This is a genomic window from Kribbella rubisoli, assembly GCF_004217145.1.
GTDB classification, from domain to species: domain Bacteria; phylum Actinomycetota; class Actinomycetes; order Propionibacteriales; family Kribbellaceae; genus Kribbella; species Kribbella rubisoli.
Genome location: NZ_SHKR01000011.1, coordinates 323,426 through 340,659, shown reverse-complemented (window position 1 = coordinate 340,659; position 17,234 = coordinate 323,426). Strand labels below are relative to the sequence as shown.

14 protein-coding genes are annotated in these 17,234 nt (G+C 67.3%); 6 read left to right on the top strand and 8 right to left on the bottom strand.

Features of this window, described 5'->3' with window-relative positions; translation table 11 throughout:
- Positions 1 to 36: 36 nt before the first annotated feature.
- Together EV645_RS04200 and EV645_RS04195 are read left to right on the top strand one after the other, a co-directional pair.
- Complete coding sequence (locus tag EV645_RS04200; protein ID WP_130439908.1) at positions 37 to 3,255, top strand: ATP-dependent helicase; 3,219 nt, start codon at positions 37 to 39, stop codon at positions 3,253 to 3,255.
- On the top strand, positions 3,255 to 6,491 hold the full coding sequence (locus tag EV645_RS04195) for an ATP-dependent DNA helicase (RefSeq protein WP_130439906.1): 3,237 nt from the start codon (positions 3,255 to 3,257) through the stop codon (positions 6,489 to 6,491). Before EV645_RS04200 ends, EV645_RS04195 begins: the two co-directional genes overlap by 1 nt.
- 1 nt (position 6,492) lies before the next feature.
- Here EV645_RS04195 and EV645_RS04190 read toward each other — a convergent pair whose 3' ends face one another.
- Positions 6,493 to 7,359 (bottom strand): LysR family transcriptional regulator, encoded by an 867-nt coding sequence (locus EV645_RS04190; RefSeq protein ID WP_130439904.1) that lies wholly within the window; start codon positions 7,357 to 7,359, stop codon positions 6,493 to 6,495.
- Between the two features lie 75 nt (positions 7,360 to 7,434).
- Here EV645_RS04190 and EV645_RS04185 point away from each other — a divergent pair, with 75 nt between their 5' ends.
- A complete protein-coding gene (locus tag EV645_RS04185; protein ID WP_130439902.1) occupies positions 7,435 to 7,944 on the top strand; it encodes a cysteine dioxygenase family protein in 510 nt (169 codons plus the stop codon).
- Position 7,945: 1 nt separating this feature from the next.
- Here the strand turns inward: EV645_RS04185 and EV645_RS43105 are convergent, their stop codons facing one another.
- The 5 genes from EV645_RS43105 to EV645_RS04165 form a co-directional block, all read right to left on the bottom strand.
- Complete coding sequence (locus tag EV645_RS43105; protein ID WP_277876976.1) at positions 7,946 to 8,197, bottom strand: Uma2 family endonuclease; 252 nt, start codon at positions 8,195 to 8,197, stop codon at positions 7,946 to 7,948.
- A complete protein-coding gene (locus EV645_RS43100; RefSeq protein WP_277876975.1) occupies positions 8,181 to 8,483 on the bottom strand; it encodes a Uma2 family endonuclease in 303 nt (100 codons plus the stop codon). Before EV645_RS43100 ends, EV645_RS43105 begins: the two co-directional genes overlap by 17 nt.
- 66 nt (positions 8,484 to 8,549) lie before the next feature.
- Positions 8,550 to 9,071 (bottom strand): Uma2 family endonuclease, encoded by a 522-nt coding sequence (locus EV645_RS04175; RefSeq protein WP_242000199.1) that lies wholly within the window; start codon positions 9,069 to 9,071, stop codon positions 8,550 to 8,552.
- Positions 9,072 to 9,110: 39 nt separating this feature from the next.
- Positions 9,111 to 10,838 (bottom strand): IucA/IucC family protein, encoded by a 1,728-nt coding sequence (locus tag EV645_RS04170; RefSeq protein WP_130439900.1) that lies wholly within the window; start codon positions 10,836 to 10,838, stop codon positions 9,111 to 9,113.
- Positions 10,838 to 11,425, bottom strand: coding sequence for a GNAT family N-acetyltransferase (locus EV645_RS04165; RefSeq protein ID WP_130439898.1), 588 nt, complete (start codon positions 11,423 to 11,425; stop codon positions 10,838 to 10,840). Before EV645_RS04165 ends, EV645_RS04170 begins: the two co-directional genes overlap by 1 nt.
- Positions 11,426 to 11,549: 124 nt before the next feature.
- Between EV645_RS04165 and EV645_RS04160 the strand changes: the two genes are divergently transcribed.
- Both EV645_RS04160 and EV645_RS04155 read left to right on the top strand, forming a co-directional pair.
- The gene (locus tag EV645_RS04160; RefSeq protein WP_157996999.1) at positions 11,550 to 12,473 is read left to right on the top strand and encodes a sigma-70 family RNA polymerase sigma factor; all 924 of its coding nucleotides are present in this window, start codon (positions 11,550 to 11,552) and stop codon (positions 12,471 to 12,473) included.
- A 67-nt stretch (positions 12,474 to 12,540) separates the two neighbouring features.
- Positions 12,541 to 13,221, top strand: a complete 681-nt coding sequence (locus EV645_RS04155) for a GOLPH3/VPS74 family protein (protein WP_130439894.1) — start codon at positions 12,541 to 12,543, stop codon at positions 13,219 to 13,221.
- On the opposite strand, the gene EV645_RS04150 is transcribed toward EV645_RS04155, so the two are convergent.
- Both EV645_RS04150 and EV645_RS04145 read right to left on the bottom strand, forming a co-directional pair.
- Positions 13,207 to 14,772 carry an acyl-CoA synthetase gene (locus EV645_RS04150; RefSeq protein WP_130439892.1) on the bottom strand — a complete coding sequence of 522 codons (1,566 nt, stop codon included), beginning with the start codon at positions 14,770 to 14,772 and terminating at the stop codon, positions 13,207 to 13,209. The two genes, EV645_RS04155 and EV645_RS04150, sit on opposite strands and share 15 nt — an antisense overlap.
- A 10-nt stretch (positions 14,773 to 14,782) precedes the next feature.
- Positions 14,783 to 15,925 carry a DUF5938 domain-containing protein gene (locus EV645_RS04145; protein WP_242000198.1) on the bottom strand — a complete coding sequence of 381 codons (1,143 nt, stop codon included), beginning with the start codon at positions 15,923 to 15,925 and terminating at the stop codon, positions 14,783 to 14,785.
- Positions 15,926 to 15,987: 62 nt separating this feature from the next.
- Between EV645_RS04145 and EV645_RS04140 the strand changes: the two genes are divergently transcribed.
- Positions 15,988 to 17,205 carry an RNA-guided endonuclease InsQ/TnpB family protein gene (locus tag EV645_RS04140; protein WP_242000197.1) on the top strand — a complete coding sequence of 406 codons (1,218 nt, stop codon included), beginning with the start codon at positions 15,988 to 15,990 and terminating at the stop codon, positions 17,203 to 17,205.
- Positions 17,206 to 17,234: the final 29 nt, after the last annotated feature.

Genomic DNA, 17,234 nt, shown 5'->3' with positions numbered 1-17,234 from the left:
TCGCAGATTGTCGGTGGGGTCTGTTGAGATGGGTCGATGGTCAGCAGACAGGGGTCCCGGTATCGATTGGTCCGGGCCGAAGGACGAAGCGCGGCGGCGCCGGTCCTGGATGCTGATCAGCAGGCCGTCGTGGATCATCCCGGCGGCCCGTTGCTGGTCCTCGCCGGCCCGGGGACCGGGAAGACGACGACGTTGGTCGAGGCCGTCGTCGACCGGGTGCGCAACCGCGGACTGAGTCCCGACGAGGTGCTCGTGCTGACCTTCGGGCGGAAGGCGGCGACCGAGCTCCGGGATCGCATCACCGGAAGGCTCGGGCGGACGACCCGGGCGATGCCGTCGATGACCTTCCATTCCTTCTGCTACGCGTTGCTTCGGCGGTTCACACCGGCCGACGCGTTCGACGTGCCGCTGCGCCTGCCGTCCGGGCCGGAGCAGTCGCTGCGGTTGACCGAGGCGTTGTCGGGCAGTCGTGAGGTCGGTGCGGTGCACTGGCCGGGCAGTCTGCATCCGGCGTTGAAGACACGCGGGTTCACCGACGAGGTGCAGGCGGTGATCGGCAAAGCGCGGCAGCTCGGGCTCGACCCGGAGGACCTGTCCGCGATCGGCCGGTCCGCGGAGCGGGCCGAGTGGGTCGCGGTCGGCGACTTCTTCGAGGAGTACCTGCAGGTCCTTGATGCCGAGCAGGTGCTGGACTACTCCGAGCTCATTCACCGCGCGGTGATCCTGGCGCAGCAGCCGTCGGTGCAGGCGAAGTTGCGAGCAGAGTTCAAAGCGGTATTCGTCGACGAATATCAGGACACCGATCCCGGTCAGACCAAGCTGTTGCAGGCGATCGCGGGCGACGGCCGGGACCTTGTCGTCGTCGGAGATCCGGACCAGTCGATCTACACCTTCCGCGGAGCCGACGTCCGAGGCCTGCTGCGGTTCACCGACGAGTTCCGGACTCGGGATCGTGCCGAGGCCGCCCAGATCGCCTTGGGCACGACGCGCCGCTTCGGTACGACGCTGCAGCGCGTGTCGCGCAACGTCGTCAACCGGCTCGGCGTGCCGGGGTCGCTCGACCGGGAGACGTTCGAGCGGTTCCGCAACCCGGATGCATCGTCGTGTGTTTTCGGCCCGGGGAAGGTCGAGGCGAATCTCTACTCGACGAGTGGCGCCGAGCTCGAGCACATCGCGGACCTGCTGCGGCGGGCGCACGTGCAGGACGGCGTCGGGTGGCACGAGATGGCTGTGCTGGTCCGGTCCGGCAGTCGTTCGATCCCGCCGCTGCGGCGTGCGCTGGCCGCGGCCGGCGTCCCGGTGGACGTCGCGGGCGACGAGTTGCCGTTGTCGCGTGAGCCCGCCGTACGCCCGATGTTGCTGGCGTTGCGAGCGGTGGCTGATCCCGAGACGCTGACCGTCGATGTCGTGCGCGCGCTGGCGTTGTCGCCGTTGGGGGCGATGGACGCTGGGCAGTTGCGGCGGCTGGCCCGGGTGCTGCGCCGGCGCGACCGCGATGCTGCGGGCGGTCAGCGGTTGCCGCGCTCGTCGGACGAGCTGCTGCGAGAAGCGTTGATGAATCCGCTCCTGCTCGACGAGGAGGCGTCACCGGCCGAGGCGCGGTTCGCGGCGCTGGGTGAACGGTTGCTCAAGGCAAGGAATATCGTGACGGCGGGCGCCGCGCCGGACGAGGTGATGTGGTCGCTGTGGTCCGAGTCGCCGTGGTTGCGACGGTTGCGAGGGCAGGCTCATTCCGGTGGCGAGCAGGCGCGGACGGCGAACCGGGATCTGGATTCGCTGTGTGCCTTGTTCGACGCGGCCGGCCGGGCCGAGGAACAGGTTGGTTTCAAGGGTGTGTCGGCATTCCTTTCGGAGCTGGAGTCGCTGGACATCGCGGCGGACAACCGGTTCGACGGGACGTACCGCGAGGCCGGCGTACAGCTGATGACGGCGCACCGGTCGAAGGGTTTGCAGTGGCGGCTCGTCGTGGTCGCCTCCGTGCAAGAGGGGCAATGGCCTGACCTGCGGCGGCGTGGGTCGTTGCTGGAGCCGGACCGGTTGGGGCCGGACGGGCTGATCGATCCGTTGTCGGCCGGCGCGTTGCTGGCCGAGGAGAGACGGTTGTTCTACGTCGCGATCACCCGGGCCCGGGAGCGGCTGATCGTGACGGCGGTGCAGGCGCCAGAGGCCGATGGCGACCAACCGTCCCGATTCCTCGCAGAGCTCGACATTCCTTTGAAACTGGTCGCCGGGCGGCCGCGGCGGCCGCTGTCCTTGCCGGGGCTGGTCGCGGACCTGCGCTGCGTACTCGCGGACCCGTCGTCGTCACCTGCGTTAAAGCGGGTGGCGGCCGATCGGCTGGCGCAGTTGGCCGATGCCGTCGACGACCGTGAGTATCAGTTGGTGTCGACGGCCGATCCGTCACGCTGGTGGGGCGTGCGGGAGCGGACCCGGTCGGAGCGGCCGATCGCGGATCCTTCGCTCCCGGTGCCGTTGTCGGGGAGTGCGTTGACGACGATCGTGGACTGCCCGCTGCGATGGTTCCTGACGCGGCGCGCTGGTGGCGAGACACCGAGTACGTCGGCGCTCGGGTTCGGCTCGGTGCTGCACGCGCTGGCCGACGCGGTCGCGACCGGGACGCTGCCGCCGTCGGTCGAGGAGCTGAACGGCTGGCTGGACAAGGTGTGGACACAGCTTGAGTTCGAGTCCGCCTGGATCTCCGACCGGGAGCGAGCCGAGGCTGAGCAGGCGCTCCGCCGGTTCGTCGCGTGGCACCAGGGCCGGCCGGACCGGACGCTGGTGGGGACCGAAATGGAGTTCGACGTACTGCTGCCGGATGAAGACAAGCCCGCGGTGCGGGTGAAGGGCCGGATGGACCGGGTCGAGAAGGATCCGGAGGGGACGGTGCGGGTGGTCGACCTGAAGACCGGGCGCACGATCCCGACCAAGCCGGCGCTGGAGCGGCATGTTCAGCTTGCGATCTACCAACGGGCGATCAACTCGCGCCAGATGAAGAAGCTCGGCGAGGATGCGGTGGCGGGTGGCGCCGAGCTGGTCCAGTTGCGTCACGACGACAACGGCGGCTTCCCGAAGGTGCAGCATCAAGGCCCGTTGGAGGCCGACGAAGACGGCCGGACCTGGCTCGACGAAGCCGTCGACGACGCGGAGTCGATGATCCGCACCGAGCAGTTCACCGCCCAACGCAACGACGGCTGCAACCGGTGCGAAGCCCGAGCCCTCTGTCCGATCCAGCCAGAAGGCCGGGAGATCGTCTGATGGCGTCCGCTCAACTTCAGACAACCGCAGACCTGTGTGACCTCCTCGGGATCCCGTTCTCCGATCAGCAGCTGGCCGCGATCACCGCGCCGCTCGCGCCGGGCGTGATCGTGGCGGGAGCCGGATCCGGCAAGACGACAGCCATGGCTGCGCGCGTGGTGTGGCTGATCTGCACGGGTCAGGTGAAGCCGGAGGAAGTGCTCGGGCTGACGTTCACGAAGAAGGCTGCGAACGAGCTCGACGTACGGATTCGTGACGACCTGACGAAGGCCGGCGTACTCGGATCGACGTTGCCGAAGGATCAGCATCCGCTGCTGGCGGCGCATCTGCGGAGCAACATCCCCAACTGGGAGCCCGAAGAGCCGGGTGAGCCGGTTGTCTCGACGTACCACGCGTTCGCCGGCACGCTGATCGCGGAGCACGGGCTGCGACTCGGTCTCGAGCCGGACTCGCGAGTGCTTGCTGATGCGACGCGTTTTCAGCTCGCCGGTCGAGTGGTACGGCGGTCTGTGGGGCCGATCCGGTTTGCGTCGCACCACGTGCCGACCCTGGTCAACAGTCTGCTCTCGCTGGATGGTGAGCTTGCGGATCATCTGCTGCGCACGGACGACATCCGCGACCATGACGAGGCTGTGCGACTCGAAGTCGCCGCTGCTCGTAAGCAGACCGTAGAGGTCCGCAAGCTTGCCGAGACTGCGTTGAAGCGTGGCGAGATTCTGCAGCTTGTTGAGGAGTATCAGGCCTACAAGGCTGAGCGTGGTGTTGTCGACTTCGCCGATCAGATGGCGTTGGGCGCGCGGCTTGCGGAGGAGTGTCCGGAGGTCGCGGCCGTCGAGCGGGCTCGGTACAAGGTTGTGTTGCTCGACGAGTATCAGGACACCTCGGTCTCGCAGCGGCGGATGCTGAGGGCTCTCTTCGCCGGCGCAGATCCGGCTCACGGTCGAGGCCACCCGGTCACGGCCGTCGGTGACCCGTGTCAGGCGATCTATGGATGGCGCGGTGCGTCGGTCGCGAACCTGGACGAGTTCCCGGTCCATTTCCCGCAGGCCGACGGCACTCCGGCCCAGCGGTATGTGTTGAGCATCAACCGCCGCTGCGGCAGTCGCATCCTCGCGGCCGCCAACCAGCACGCCGCCGAGTTGTACGAACAGCATCCGGGCGTCATCCCGCTCGAAGCCCCGCCGGATGCTCCGGAGGGTGCGATCACCGTCGGGCTGTTCGAGACGCGCTCGCAGGAGATCGAGTGGGTCGCCGACGCGATCGTCTCCGCGCACCAGACCCGGAACCGCCGCTGGAAAGACATCGGCATCCTGATGCGGACGAACGTCGACCTCAGCGCGGTCCACGAAGCGTTGATCGCCCGCAAGGTGCCGGTCGAGGTCGTCGGTCTCGGCGGGCTCCTCGCGCTCCCGGAGGTCGTGGACGTCGTCGCAACGCTCCAAGCCGTCAACGACCTCACCGCGAACGCAGCCATGCTGCGCATCCTCACCGGTCCGCGCTATCGGATCGGCCACCGCGACCTCGCGCTGCTCGCCAACCGCGCCCGCAGCCTCGCCGACGCGGGCGAACGACCGGCGGCCGACGACTTGGTCGCCGCCTTGGACGCGGCCGTCGCCGGGATGGACTCGACCGAGGTCATCTCGCTCGCCGAGGCGGTCGACGATCCGGGCCGCGCGGAGTACGCGCCGGAAGCACTGGTCCGCTTCAAGGAACTCTCCACCGAGCTCCGCGAACTGCGTGCCCACGCCAGCGAGCCGCTGCTCGATCTGGTCCGGCGTGTGATCAGCACGATCGGCCTGGACGTCGAGCTGACCTCGACGCCGGACCACGTCGACGCCGGCCGACGTGACCACCTCGCCGCGTTCTTGGATGCCGTCGGCAACTTTGTCTCGACCGAGTCGGACGGCTCGCTCGACGGGCTGCTCGCCTACCTGGCCGCCGAGGAGGAGTACGCCGCCGGCCTCGACCTCGCCGTACCGAGTGAGGCCGACTCGGTGAAGCTGCTGACCACACACCGGTCGAAGGGCCTGGAGTGGCCGGTCGTGTTCGTTCCGACGCTGGTCGCCAAGGTGTTCCCGTCGGATCGCGGCCGGGACAAGTGGACGACGAATGCGAAGGTGCTGCCGTGGCCGCTGCGCGGTGACGCCGACACGCTGCCGGACATCCATGACCTGTCGAACGCGGGGCTGAAGACGTTCGCGGACGAGTGCAAGGACGTGAACGCGCTGGAGGAGCGACGGCTCGGGTACGTCGCCTTCACGCGTGCGAAGGAGCTGCTCGTCGCGACCGGGCATTGGTGGGGTCCGACGCAGAAGCGCCCGCGCGGCCCGTCGTCGTACCTCTCGGTGCTGAAGAAGCATGCGGGGGAGCGTGTGATCGAGTGGGCCGAGCAGCCGGAGCTGACCGCGGAGAACCCGGAGCTCGCGGAGCAGACACAGGCACCCTGGCCGACGGCGTACGACCTGGAGTCGTACCAGCGGCGGCTCGACGCGGCGGCTCTCGTGGAGCAGTCGCGGACGGAAGGCCCGTCGGTCGAGGCCGAGGAGTCGTTGCTGCTCGACGAGCAGGCGACGGTCGCGCGGTGGGACTCGGAGATCGAGCGATTGTTGTCCGAGGCAAGGGAAAGCCGGAGCCGCAAGGCGTACGAGGTGACGCTCCCGGCCGCGCTGTCCGCGACACAGGTGATGCGACTGGCGAAGGACCCCGACGGTCTCGCCGCCGAGCTCGCCCGCCCGATGCCCCGCAAACCCAACCGGGCGGCGCGTTTCGGCACCCGCTTCCACGCCTGGGTGGAGAGCTACTTCGGCCAGCAACTCCTGCTCGACCCGGACGACCTCCCCGGCGCCGCGGACGAGGACATCGTCGACGACACCGACCTCACCGACCTGATGGACGCGTTCCGCGACGGACCCTTCGGCGAGACCACGCCGTACGAGATCGAGGCCCCTTTCGCCCTCGCCCTCGACGGCCGCGTCATCCGCGGCCGCATCGACGCCGTCTACCAGGTGGTCCGCGACGACGGCTCCCGCGGCTACGACGTCATCGACTGGAAGACCCACCGCTCCGAAACCGCCGACCCCCTCCAATTAGCCATCTACCGAGTCGCCTGGTCCGAGCTGCTGAACATCCCCCTGTCCCAGATCACCGCGGCCTTCTACTACGTCCGCACCGGCGACATCGTCCGTCCGGAAGACCTTCCGGACAAGGCCGAACTCGCCCACCTTCTCAACGGATGATTTAGAGCGTGGCGGCCTCGTCCAGCGCCGTGAGCAGGGCTGCGATCGCGGGTGGGTCGGGCGGTTCGCCGTACGTCGCGGCGTAGACGTGCCGGCGCGAGCCCGGGATCTCGGTTGCGAAGATGCCGTCGACCCGGTGGCTGCGTAGGGCGAGACCGGGCATGGTCGTCACCCCGAGACCGGACCTGACGAGGGCCTGCATCACCACCATGTCGTCGGACGTGTAGCCGACCCGCGGTTCGTAGCCCTCCACCGCGCACAACGAAGTCAGGTGACTGCGGCAACGATCGCAGCCGGCGATCCAGGTCGCGTCGCCGAGCTGCGCGAGCGTGACCGGCCGGTCTTTCGACAGCAGATACAGCGGGTCGTCCAGCAGGTGATGCAGCCGTACGCCGCTCGGCTCCGGCTCGGTCTCGTCGTACCGGAAGACGATAGCGACATCGATCTTGCCGGTCCGTAGCAGCTCGAGTGCCTCGGGTGGGTGCATGTCTGTCAGGCTCACCTCGAGCCCTGGATGCTTGGCGGCCAGCGCTGCAACGGCTGCCGGTACGAGCGATCCGATCGCCGACGAGAACCCGGCGAGCCGAATCCGTCCCACCCGCAGGCCGACGTGGGCGGCGAGCTCGGCGTCGACCGCGTCGATCCGGCCGATGATCTCTGCAGCCCGGGCGGCGAGCATCAGGCCGGCTTCGGTCAGGCGGATGCCGCGGCCGGCGCGCTGCACCAACTGCGCGCCGGTCTCGGCCTCCAACCGGGACAGGTGATGAGTGACCGACGGCTGCGAATAGTGCAGTTCGCGGGCCGCGGCGGTGACCGATCCGTGCCGCGCGACGGCGTCGATGACCCGCAACTTCGTGACATCGAGCATGTATCAAACCTGTCTATAGGTGAGGACGAATCTTGGCATTAGACGTTATGGGTTGAGGTGGCGCACGCTCAAGACATGACGACGACAACGATCTCCACCAGCCAATTGACCGACCTCGCCGCGGGCGTTCGTACCGCGATCGACCAGCACGCCGACTGGCACGACACCGCACAGCTGGTGGCCGAACAACTACGCCGCCACCTGCCGACCCCCGACGTACTCACAGCCGAGCAGCGCCTCGGATCGGCGGACCGCTACCAGAGCCACACGCTCCACGTCGAGCCTGACGGCTCGTTCTCGATCATCGCGCTGGTCTGGAGGCCTGGCCAGCTGACCCGGATCCACGACCACGTGACCTGGTGCGTCTTCGGCGTAATCCAGGGCCTCGAACACGAGGACCTCTACGACGCCGACCTCCGCTTGGTAGGCCAGAGCGACAACCACGTCGGCGACGTCAGCGGTTTCGCCCCACCCGGCGACATCCACCGAGTCAACAACACCTCCGACACCACCGCCATCTCCATCCACATCTACGGCACCGACGTCACCCGCATCGGCTCGAGCGCCCGCCGCTACTACAACTGACTCACCGCTCCCGAAGCAGCTCCGCCGGAACGATCTCCACAGGAAAGGGCAACGTCGCCTCGAACACCTTCTCGCCAACCACAACATCCCGCTCGACGTACACCCCATCCACGAGCTCGAGCACAGTCAGCTTCGTCTCCTCCGCATCGAGTATCCAGTAAGCGGGGACACCAGCCCTCCCGTAGAGCACGGGCTTGAGAACCTGATCGACGGTGCGCGTCGTCGACACAACAACCTCAACAGCGAGCGCCAACTCCTCGACCCACCGCGTTGGAGTCCCCGCGCGGCAGCACCAGCAGATCGGGGACTAGCGCCAGCCGGTTGTCGGGCCGGAACTCCAGCGGCCCTGGCAAAACCTCGAGATGCTCAGGACAGGCTGACACCAACTGCATCATCAGTTCGCCGAGCGCTCGCTGATGAATCGCCGACGACATGTACGTCACCAGCAGCACCCCGTCGACAAGCTCGTACCGCGGGCCTTCGTCTGGTGTCAGTTCCAGGTCGGCCACCGTGAATTCACCTGGTTCGATCGGTCTCATGCGCCGACTGTGAACCAGACAGATCCGCTGCGGCAGGGCAGATCGGCATCTGCCCCGGGATGCCCTTCATCTGGTGAGGGTGGCTGGGCATAGGTCGACGGGGAAGGGGGTGGTGGTGTGGAAGGTTTCTTCGGCTTGGAGTACGGCTTGGCAGGTGTAGCCGGTGGGGGTCAGGGCGAGGATGGTCAGTTCTTGGGTGGTGGGGTCCAGGAGCCAGTACGACGGGACTTGGTGGGTTTCGTAGAGGGATCGTTTGAGGACTACGTCGGTGGTGCGGGTGGTGGGGGAGAGGACCTCGACGACCAGGGCGGGTGGCTGCGTGGCGGCGTAGTTGCGGGCGCAGACGAGGAGGTCAGGGCGAAGGGTGGTGTGGGGCGTGGGGCGGAAGGCGAGCGAGCCCACCGAGACCAGGAGATCCGGTGGGCAGGCGTGTTTCAGCTGCACCATGAGGGCGATGACGGCCGCGTGGTGAGCGGGTGGTTGGGCGCCGGTGATGAGGAGACGACCGTCGACCACCTCGTACCGCCTGCCGTCCCGCGCAGGGGCGTCAGGCGGCCGGCCGTCGATTGATGGTTGAAGGGTGGTCACGCCAACAGCTTGACCGATTTCGTCGTACCGCCGCGGAAGTTATCCACAGGTCAGCGGGTTCTCCAGGGTGCCGACGAACTGCAGGGAGCCGGCGACGTCGGTGAGGTCGACCATCTGCTGGTTGTTGCGCAGCTGCAGCCGGTTCAGGCAGGACAGCGCGAACTCAGGCGTGAAGATGTCGTACTTCGCGAAGGCCTCGGCCAACTCCGGTGTCGCGGACTGGTAGTCGCGCACCGCATCCGCCACCACCGACCAGAACTCGTCAGGTGTCAGCAGACCCTCGCGGTCGAGCAACGGCGACAGGAACCGGAAGATGCAGTCGAAGATGTCGGTGAAGATCGACAGCAGCTTCTCGTCGTCGGGGACCTCCGCGCGGACCCGCTCGGCGTAAGCGGGGATCGGCGTCGCCGGGCTGAGTACGGCGATCTCCTCGGCGATGTCCTTCATGATGACGCGGATCGGGATCGCGTCCCGCAGGACCAGGATCAGGTTCTCGCCGTGCGGCATGAACACCAGCTCGTACGCGTAGAAGCTGTGCAGCAACGGGATCAGATACGCGTCGACGTACGCCCGCAGCCAGTCCGCCGGCGCGAGACCCGACGCCCGTACCAGCCCGGCCGCCAGCGATGCGCCGTGTCGATCGACGTGCAGCAAGGATGCCATCGTCGCGAGCCGCTCCCCGGGCTCGAGCGACGGCAGCGGGCTCTCGCGCCACAGCGCCGACAACATCTTCCGGTACGGCGACGTCTTGTCCGTCGCGTTCTCGTAGTAGCGGTTGTGATACCCGGCCGCCGCGATCTCGCGCAGCACGCTGAAGCCGTGGCGCTTCAGTACAAGGTCGTTCGAGACGACCGAGTGGACCCAGTCGTTGATCGCCGGCGTCGCAGCCATGTACGACGGCGACAATCCGCGCATGAATCCCATGTTGAGCACCGACAACGCCGTCTTCACGTAGCACCGCGCCGGCTGCGACCGGTTGAAGAACGTCCGGATCGACTGCTGCGGCTGGTAGACATCGTCGGTCGACCCGACGTGGATGATGTGCCGCTGAGCGATATCCGCCGCGAACGTGATCGACGTCTTGTTCTCCCACTGCCAGGGATGCACCGGCAGATAGACATAGTCCGCAGGATCAGCGCCCACAGCAACAATCTCCGCCGAGAACCGCCTCAACCCGTCATCGCCCAGCTCGGCGCGAAGAAGCTCGTCATAGGACAACGTGTTGCTGTTGGCAAGCGTCGTTCGATCCCGTCGAGTAGCGATCCAGGTCAGCTGCACCGGCGCACCGGTCTCCGGCGCATACGCCAGATAGTCGCTGACCCCGAACCCGAGCCGCCCGTTGTTCGCGACGAAACACGGATGCCCCTCGGTCATCGCGGCCTCGATCACCTGGAAGTCCGCCGTGACCAGGTCCGCAGCGGTCAGATCCGGCTTCGACAGCTTGTACGCCGCCGACGCCAGCGTGCTGCTGATCTCCTCGAGGTACACCGGCAGCATCTCCGCGCCGATCCCCAACCGCTCGTGGAACGTCGTGATGAACTCGAGCGCATCGATCGGCCCGCCGTCGTCCCGGACGATGCTTGAGGCATCGATCTCCCAATGATTCAAGGGATACAGCTGCGCCGTGAACCGATACCCGTCGACCGCAAACCCGTTGTCGACAGCAACAGGAATGAGAATGCGCTCGTGCGCGAACTCGGCCAGCGCCTTCCGCACCAGCGCGCGGTTGACCACAGCCCAGACGTCGGGGTTCAAGTGCGAGATCATCAGCCTGCCTCGTTCATTCGGTGTGCGTCGGCGTACTGGTCGCGGGTGCAGAAGCTCAACCACGCCTGCTTGTCGGCCAGTTGTACGACGCTGTGCTTGCGGAACCCCATCCGCGCGTTCAGCGCCTGGATCTTCACGTTGCGTACGTCAGGCTCGACCACGACCCGGTCGACCAGCGGATCGCTGAACAAGCTGTCCATGATCGTCTCGAACACCGCCGCGGTGAATCCGGCGATCGGCGTGATCGCCGGTCCGACCAGGACGTGCATGCCGATGTCACCCGGCGCGACGTCGTACACCCGGCCGACCGCGTCGTACGCCGGCTCGTAGCGCTCCATCAGGAACGCGGCCCGGCCGTCGTGCTCGCCGAGAAAGGCACGGTGGTGCGCGCTCTGCGAGATCCGGAGGTACTCCGCGTGTACGTCGGCGACCGACGCGTTCAGCAGGCCCCAGTACTGCGCGTAGGGCTGGGTGACCCAGCCGTGCAGCGTGGTCACGTCCTCGGTCAGGTCGAACGGCCGGAGGCTGAGGGTGCCGAGGCCGGCGACGAGGCGCCGGTACGTCGGCTCGGGCAGTGCTCTGGTCATGGCGGACTCTGCTTTCAAGGTGGGCGAGCCTGTTAGCTAAGGCTTACCTTACTAGATCCTCAACACCCCGAAGAATCGGGTCCGTATCCTGGCGCCCGCCTCGTCCGTCCAAACTGGTATGACCATGACCGACGCACTCGACCTTCCCGAGCTGAAGGCGACCCGGCAGGCGCGCAGGGAGTTCCTCGACCGCCTGGAGCCGCTGCGCTCCGACCTGTACAAGTACTGCCGCCGGCTGACCGGCAACGCGTTCGACGCCGAGGACCTCGTCCAGGAGTCGCTGGCGCGCGCGTTCACGCAGGCGGCGCAGGCGCACAGCCCGATCGTCAACCCTCGCGCCTGGTTGTTTCGGGTCGCCACCAACGCGAACGTCGACAGCTACCGCCGCCAGTCGCCCGTGCTCGTCGATGCGCCGGAGCAGGCAGCACCGGACACAGCTGACCCCGCAGAGGTCCGTGACGCCTGGGCTGAGCTCGTGACTCTCCTCCCGCCGCAGGAGCGCGCCGCACTCGCGCTGAAGGACCTCTTCGGCTTCACGCTCACCGAGGTCGCCGACGTCCTGCGTACCTCGGTCGGAGCCGTCAAAGCAGCACTCCACCGCGGACGCGGACGCCTGGCCGACCCGGAGCGTTCGCTGAAGAGCCGTGAGGCCCCGGACCGCCGTCTGCTCGATGCGGTCGCCGACGCGTTCACGGCGTACGACGTACCTCGGCTGACCGCGCTGCTGCTGGCGGACGCCGACAGCGAGATCCTCGGCGTGCTGACGGAGTACGGCGCCGACAACATCCGCCAGGGCTCGATCGAACACACCCTGGACCCGTCCAAGCCTTACCGCTACACAGCCGACGTCGTAGACCTTTGGGGCGAGCCCGTCCTGGTAATCCACATAGTCCGCAACGGCCACCGGGCCGTGAACGACCTGATGCGCCTAACCACCGAGAACGGCAAGATCCGCTCAATCCGCTGGTACTACTTCTCCCCAAATTTCCTCACCGAGGTAGCCGCCACCCTCGGCGAGCCAGCAGAACTCAACGGCCACCACTACTAAAGGCGGATACCCCAGGTAGCCCGCGCGGCGGATGCGCGGGCGAGCCGAGGCTGCCTACGTTGGTGGCATGCTGATCGCCGAGGACCTGCTGTTGCTCCTGTACGACGACGAGACCGGCAAGCCAGTCACCGGGTCGCCGGGCCTGGACTACGCGCTGGCCGGTGCCGTGCTGATCGAGCTCACGCTGCAGCACAAGCTGGACATCACCGGGCCGAACAGCGGGGAGAAGCCGGGGCGGCTGAAGGTGCTGGACGGTGCGCCGACCGGAGACGCGATCCTGGACGAGCGGCTGTCGTACGTGGTCAGCAAGCCGGGGAAGAAGCCGAAGGACCAGATCGGCAAGCTGTCGAAACACCTGCGCGACCAGCTGCTCACTCGGCTCGCAGAGCGTGGTGTTCTGCAGGCGGAGCAGGGCCGGGTGCTCGGTCTGTTCCCGGTGACGCGCTGGCCCGCCAAGGACGCGCGGCACGAGGCCGAAGTACGTGCGCAGTTGGAAAGTGTTCTGAAGGTCGGTACGACGCCGGACGAGCGCACCGGCGCGTTGATCGCCCTGATGAGTGCGCTGAACGTCGTACCGAAGGTTGTTACCGACGCCGTGGACAAGAGGGCGCTGAAGCGGCGTGCGAAAGAGATAGCCGACTCGGACTGGGCTGCGGATGCGGTGAAGAAGGCTGTCGCAGAGATGCAGGCGGCTGTCACCGCCGCCATCGTCGTCTCCGCCACCGCAGGAGCCTCAACCGGTAGCTAGCCGGGCCTTGATCTCCGGCTTGACTACCTTGCCGACCTTGGAGCGGGGGAGGTCGTGCCAGACGAGGACCTGTTTCGGGGCCTTCACGCTGCCGATGCGTGTCTTCGCGAACGCGATCAGCTCTTCCGGCCCGACCAGGCTGCCAGGCTGCAGTTGTACGACGGCGACAACCCGCTCGCCCCACTTCTCGTCGGGCTGGCCGACCACTGCGCAGTCCTGAACGTCGGTGTGGGCCATCAGGGCCTGCTCGACCTCGGTGGAGTACACGTTGAAGCCGCCGGTGATGATCATGTCCTTCGCGCGATCGACGATGTACAGGTAGCCGTCGCCGTCCAGGTAGCCGATGTCGCCGGTGTGGTGCCAGCCGTACGCCGAGGCCGCCGCGGTCGCGTCCGGGTTGCGGTAGTACCCGCGCATCACCAGAGAGCCGCGGACGACGATCTCACCTCGCTCGCCCGAGGGAAGGAGACCGCCGTCCGGACTCATGATTGCCACCGTGACCAGCGGTGACGGCCGCCCGGCCGACGACAGCCGGCTCCGCGCAATGTTGCCTTCGGCATCGAAATGCGCGGTGGGCGGCAGGATCGAGATCATCATCGGCGCCTCGGTCTGCCCGAACAGCTGCGCCATCACCGGACCGATCCGTTGCAGCGCCTCCTCGAGCCGCGCGACCGACATCGGCGCCGCGCCGTACCAGAAGCACCGCAACGACGACAGGTCCGTGGAGTCCAGCTCCGGCGCCGCGAGCACCATGTAGATCAACGTCGGCGGCAGGAACGTGTGCGTCACCCCGTGTCGCGGTATCAGCTCCAGGAAGGCATGTACGTCGGGGACTCGCATGATCACGATCTCCCCGCCGGATGCGAGTACGGGGAAGCACAGCACCCCGGCCGCATGCGTCAACGGCGCAAGCGCGAGGTAGACCGGCCGTTCGCCGAACGGATACCCCATCAGCGTCAGCGCGGTCATCGTCTCGAGGTTGGCGTTGCCGAGCATCACCCCTTTGGGACGGCCCGTCGTACCGCCGGTCCCGACGATCATCGCGAGGTCGTCCGGATCGGTCAGATCAGGTGCCGGTTGGGACGCGCCCCCGCAGAACGCGTCCCAACCGACAATTCTCCGACCGCTGGGGTGGGGGTCTGGGCCGGAGTCTGCGGGCTCCCCGTCGAGGCACACGAACGTGTGCACCTTCGGCAGTGAGTCCCGGATGCGGTCCACCAGCGGCGCGAACGCCGACTGGTAGATCAGTACTTGGCAGTCGAACTGGTCGAGCAGCTCACGGTTCTCCGCGGCCTCGTTGCGCGGATTGATCGGGCACCAGATCGCACCGGCGCGGCTGATCCCGAACACGCAGCTGAACGCGATCGGGTCGTTCGCGGACAGGATCGCGACCTTCCCACCAGGCCGTACGCCGGTCGCCTCCAGCGCGCCGGCGATCCGGTACGACAGCTGCTGCACCTCGGCGTACGAGAGGGTCTCGCCGTCCGTGGTGAGGCAGGCCGCATCCGGGCCCAGCGAGGCGCCCTTGTCCAGGTAGTCGACCAGTCGCACGACAGCTCCTCTAGTGCTGCACAGTCAGCTGCGGCTCGGAGACCAGCCCGAAGCTCCGCAGTACGCCGAGCAGCTCGCGGTGACCGAACGCCTGGCAGCCACTCGCGAACCCGACCCGCTTCGGCGGCGTCTGCAGCAGCGAGTACGCCGCGTACGCCTGGAGCAGACCGGTCTGCTGGTAGTTGCTGTTGCCGTGGATGACACAGTGCGCCCGACCGAGCGGTCCGGAAGCGTGCACCGAGTCCAGAGTCTTGTTGACCCGTGGGTTCTCGCGTGGCGGCATCTCGTTCATCACCTGGCGAGCGGTCGCGGTCAGTGCCTCGTTGCGCTCGTCCGGCGCCATGTCCTTGGTCGCCTCGAGCGCTGCGGCAACGATCTGCGGTACGCCGTTCATCAGCGCCGCGTTGAAGACGCCGCCCTGCGCCTTGCAGTTGGCGACACGCGGATCGCGCTTGAACCAGACCGGGTGCGACATGCCACCCCACGGCAGCGACAGCGCCAGCTCGTGCTGCCCGGGAACGACCAGCTGCACCAGGCCCTGGGTGGGGAACTCGGCGTACTGGTTGTTCTCCAGGTAGTGCGCCTTCGACGTCGCTGCGTTCACCAGGATCGTGCGCGTGGAGGCGATCGTCGGGCTGCCGCCCCAGAACACTGCGATGTCCAGCGTGTCCAGCCCCGGCTGCTCGAGACAGAGCTGCGCAGCGATCTCACTGGTCGTGTACATCTGCGCGATGCCGGGCGCCAGCACCAGACCGGCCTCGGCGAACTGCGGACCGTACTTCTCGTCGCAGGTCATCAGCCAGTCCTGCTCACCGGTCGTGTCGGTGTAGTGCGCACCCGCCGCCAGTGCTGCTTCTACTGCGGCCGGACCGAGCTCGCTGAACGGTCCGACCGTGTTGAGTACGACGGATGCGCCCTTGAACAGATCGGTCAGCGCAGCGACGTCATGGTCGACTGTGGCGACCTCATAGTCAGCTGTCTCGATTCCCGGCACATGCGCATCCATCGAAGCCTTCAACTTGGCCTCGTCACGACCGGCGGCCACAAAGGGCACGTGATACTGCCGCAGGTACTCACACACCAGCCGCCCGGTGTACCCGGACGCGCCGTACACGACTACAGGTTTGGTGGTCATCGGGGTGGTCGCGGGCACACCAGGTTGCTCAAGGTGGAGAACCGCGACTCCCTCCCTTCGGGCATCGGGGACTGTCGGTCATGGCTGATTGGATAAGCGCCGTGTCTCGGTTCCGGATGTATCCCACTCCAGCGCAGCAGGACGCGCTGATAGATCAATGCAGGCACGCTCGGTCCGTATGGAACCTTGCCCTTGAGCAATGGTCGATGTGGACCCGCGACAAAGGACCGACGCCGCGGTTCCCTGAGCAGTGCCGCCAGTTGACCGAGGCGCGGGCCGTGTTCGGTTGGCTGCGAGCGGGGTCGAACACTGTGCAGCAGCAGGCGTTGCGAGACTTCGACCAGGCCGTCAAATCCTTCTACGCAGGCACTCACCGTCGGCCGACCTGGCGCAAGGCCGGGCTGCATGAGGGGTTCCGGATCGTCGGTGCGCAGGCCATCCGTATTGAACAGGTGAGCCGTAAGTGGGCGCAGGTTCTCGTCCCGAAGGTTGGCTGGGTGCGGTTCCGAACGTCGCGCGCGATCCCCGCTGCGAAGTCGTACCGCGTGACGCGTGATCGGGCGGGCCGGTGGCACCTCGCGTTCGCCGCGATCCCGGAGCCGATCCGGGCATCCGGTGCCGGTCGGATCGTCGGTGTGGATCGAGGCGTTGCAGTTTCGGCTGCCCTGTCCACGGGTGAGCTCCTGTCGTGCCCCGGCTTCTCGGACCGCGAGCTGGAACGGCTCAAGCACCTCCAACGCCGTCTCGCCCGGTGTCGCCCGGGTTCCAACCGGCGCCTGCGTGGGAAAATGGCGATCGCGAAGCTGTACGCGCGTGCCCGCGATCGCCTCAAGGATTGGGCGGAGAAGGTCAGCACCGACCTGGCGCGACGGTTCGACGTCATCCGCGTGGAGGACCTCCATATCCCCCACATGACCAGGCGCCCCAAGCCCAAGCCCGACCCAGAGCGACCGGGCGCCTACTTGCCCAACCGCCGCCGCGCCAAGGCCCGTCTCAATCGCGGCATCCTCGCCAACGGTTGGGGAGCACTGGTACGTCGTTTGGAGCAGAAGGCTCCAGGACGGGTCGAGAAGGTCCGTCCTGCATATACGTCTCAGACCTGCAGCGTGTGCGGGCACTGCACACCGGAGAACCGCAAGAGCCAAGCGGTCTTCCGGTGCGTGGCCTGTGGACACCAGGCGCATGCCGACGCGAACGCGGCAACGAACATCGCGGCCGGGCGGGCCGTCGGAGCACGTCGAGAGACGCCCGTACGGGTCTCGCCGAAGCGTGAACCTCAACACGCTACCTCCGCGTAGTAGTTGGAATCCCCGGCGTTCATAGCTGG

Excerpts from the sequence above, each read along its gene's own strand:
- EV645_RS04200 (WP_130439908.1), top strand. The coding sequence starts at position 37 with ATGGTCAGCAGACAGGGGTCCCGGTATCGATTGGTCCGGGCCGAAGGA.
- EV645_RS04195 (WP_130439906.1), top strand. The coding sequence starts at position 3,255 with ATGGCGTCCGCTCAACTTCAGACAACCGCAGACCTGTGTGACCTCCTC.
- EV645_RS04190 (WP_130439904.1), bottom strand. The coding sequence starts at position 7,359 with ATGCTCGATGTCACGAAGTTGCGGGTCATCGACGCCGTCGCGCGGCAC.
- EV645_RS04185 (WP_130439902.1), top strand. The coding sequence starts at position 7,435 with ATGACGACGACAACGATCTCCACCAGCCAATTGACCGACCTCGCCGCG.
- EV645_RS43100 (WP_277876975.1), bottom strand. The coding sequence starts at position 8,483 with ATGAGACCGATCGAACCAGGTGAATTCACGGTGGCCGACCTGGAACTG.
- EV645_RS04170 (WP_130439900.1), bottom strand. The coding sequence starts at position 10,838 with ATGATCTCGCACTTGAACCCCGACGTCTGGGCTGTGGTCAACCGCGCG.
- EV645_RS04165 (WP_130439898.1), bottom strand. The coding sequence starts at position 11,425 with ATGACCAGAGCACTGCCCGAGCCGACGTACCGGCGCCTCGTCGCCGGC.
- EV645_RS04160 (WP_157996999.1), top strand. The coding sequence starts at position 11,550 with ATGACCGACGCACTCGACCTTCCCGAGCTGAAGGCGACCCGGCAGGCG.
- EV645_RS04155 (WP_130439894.1), top strand. The coding sequence starts at position 12,541 with ATGCTGATCGCCGAGGACCTGCTGTTGCTCCTGTACGACGACGAGACC.
- EV645_RS04140 (WP_242000197.1), top strand. The coding sequence starts at position 15,988 with ATGGCTGATTGGATAAGCGCCGTGTCTCGGTTCCGGATGTATCCCACT.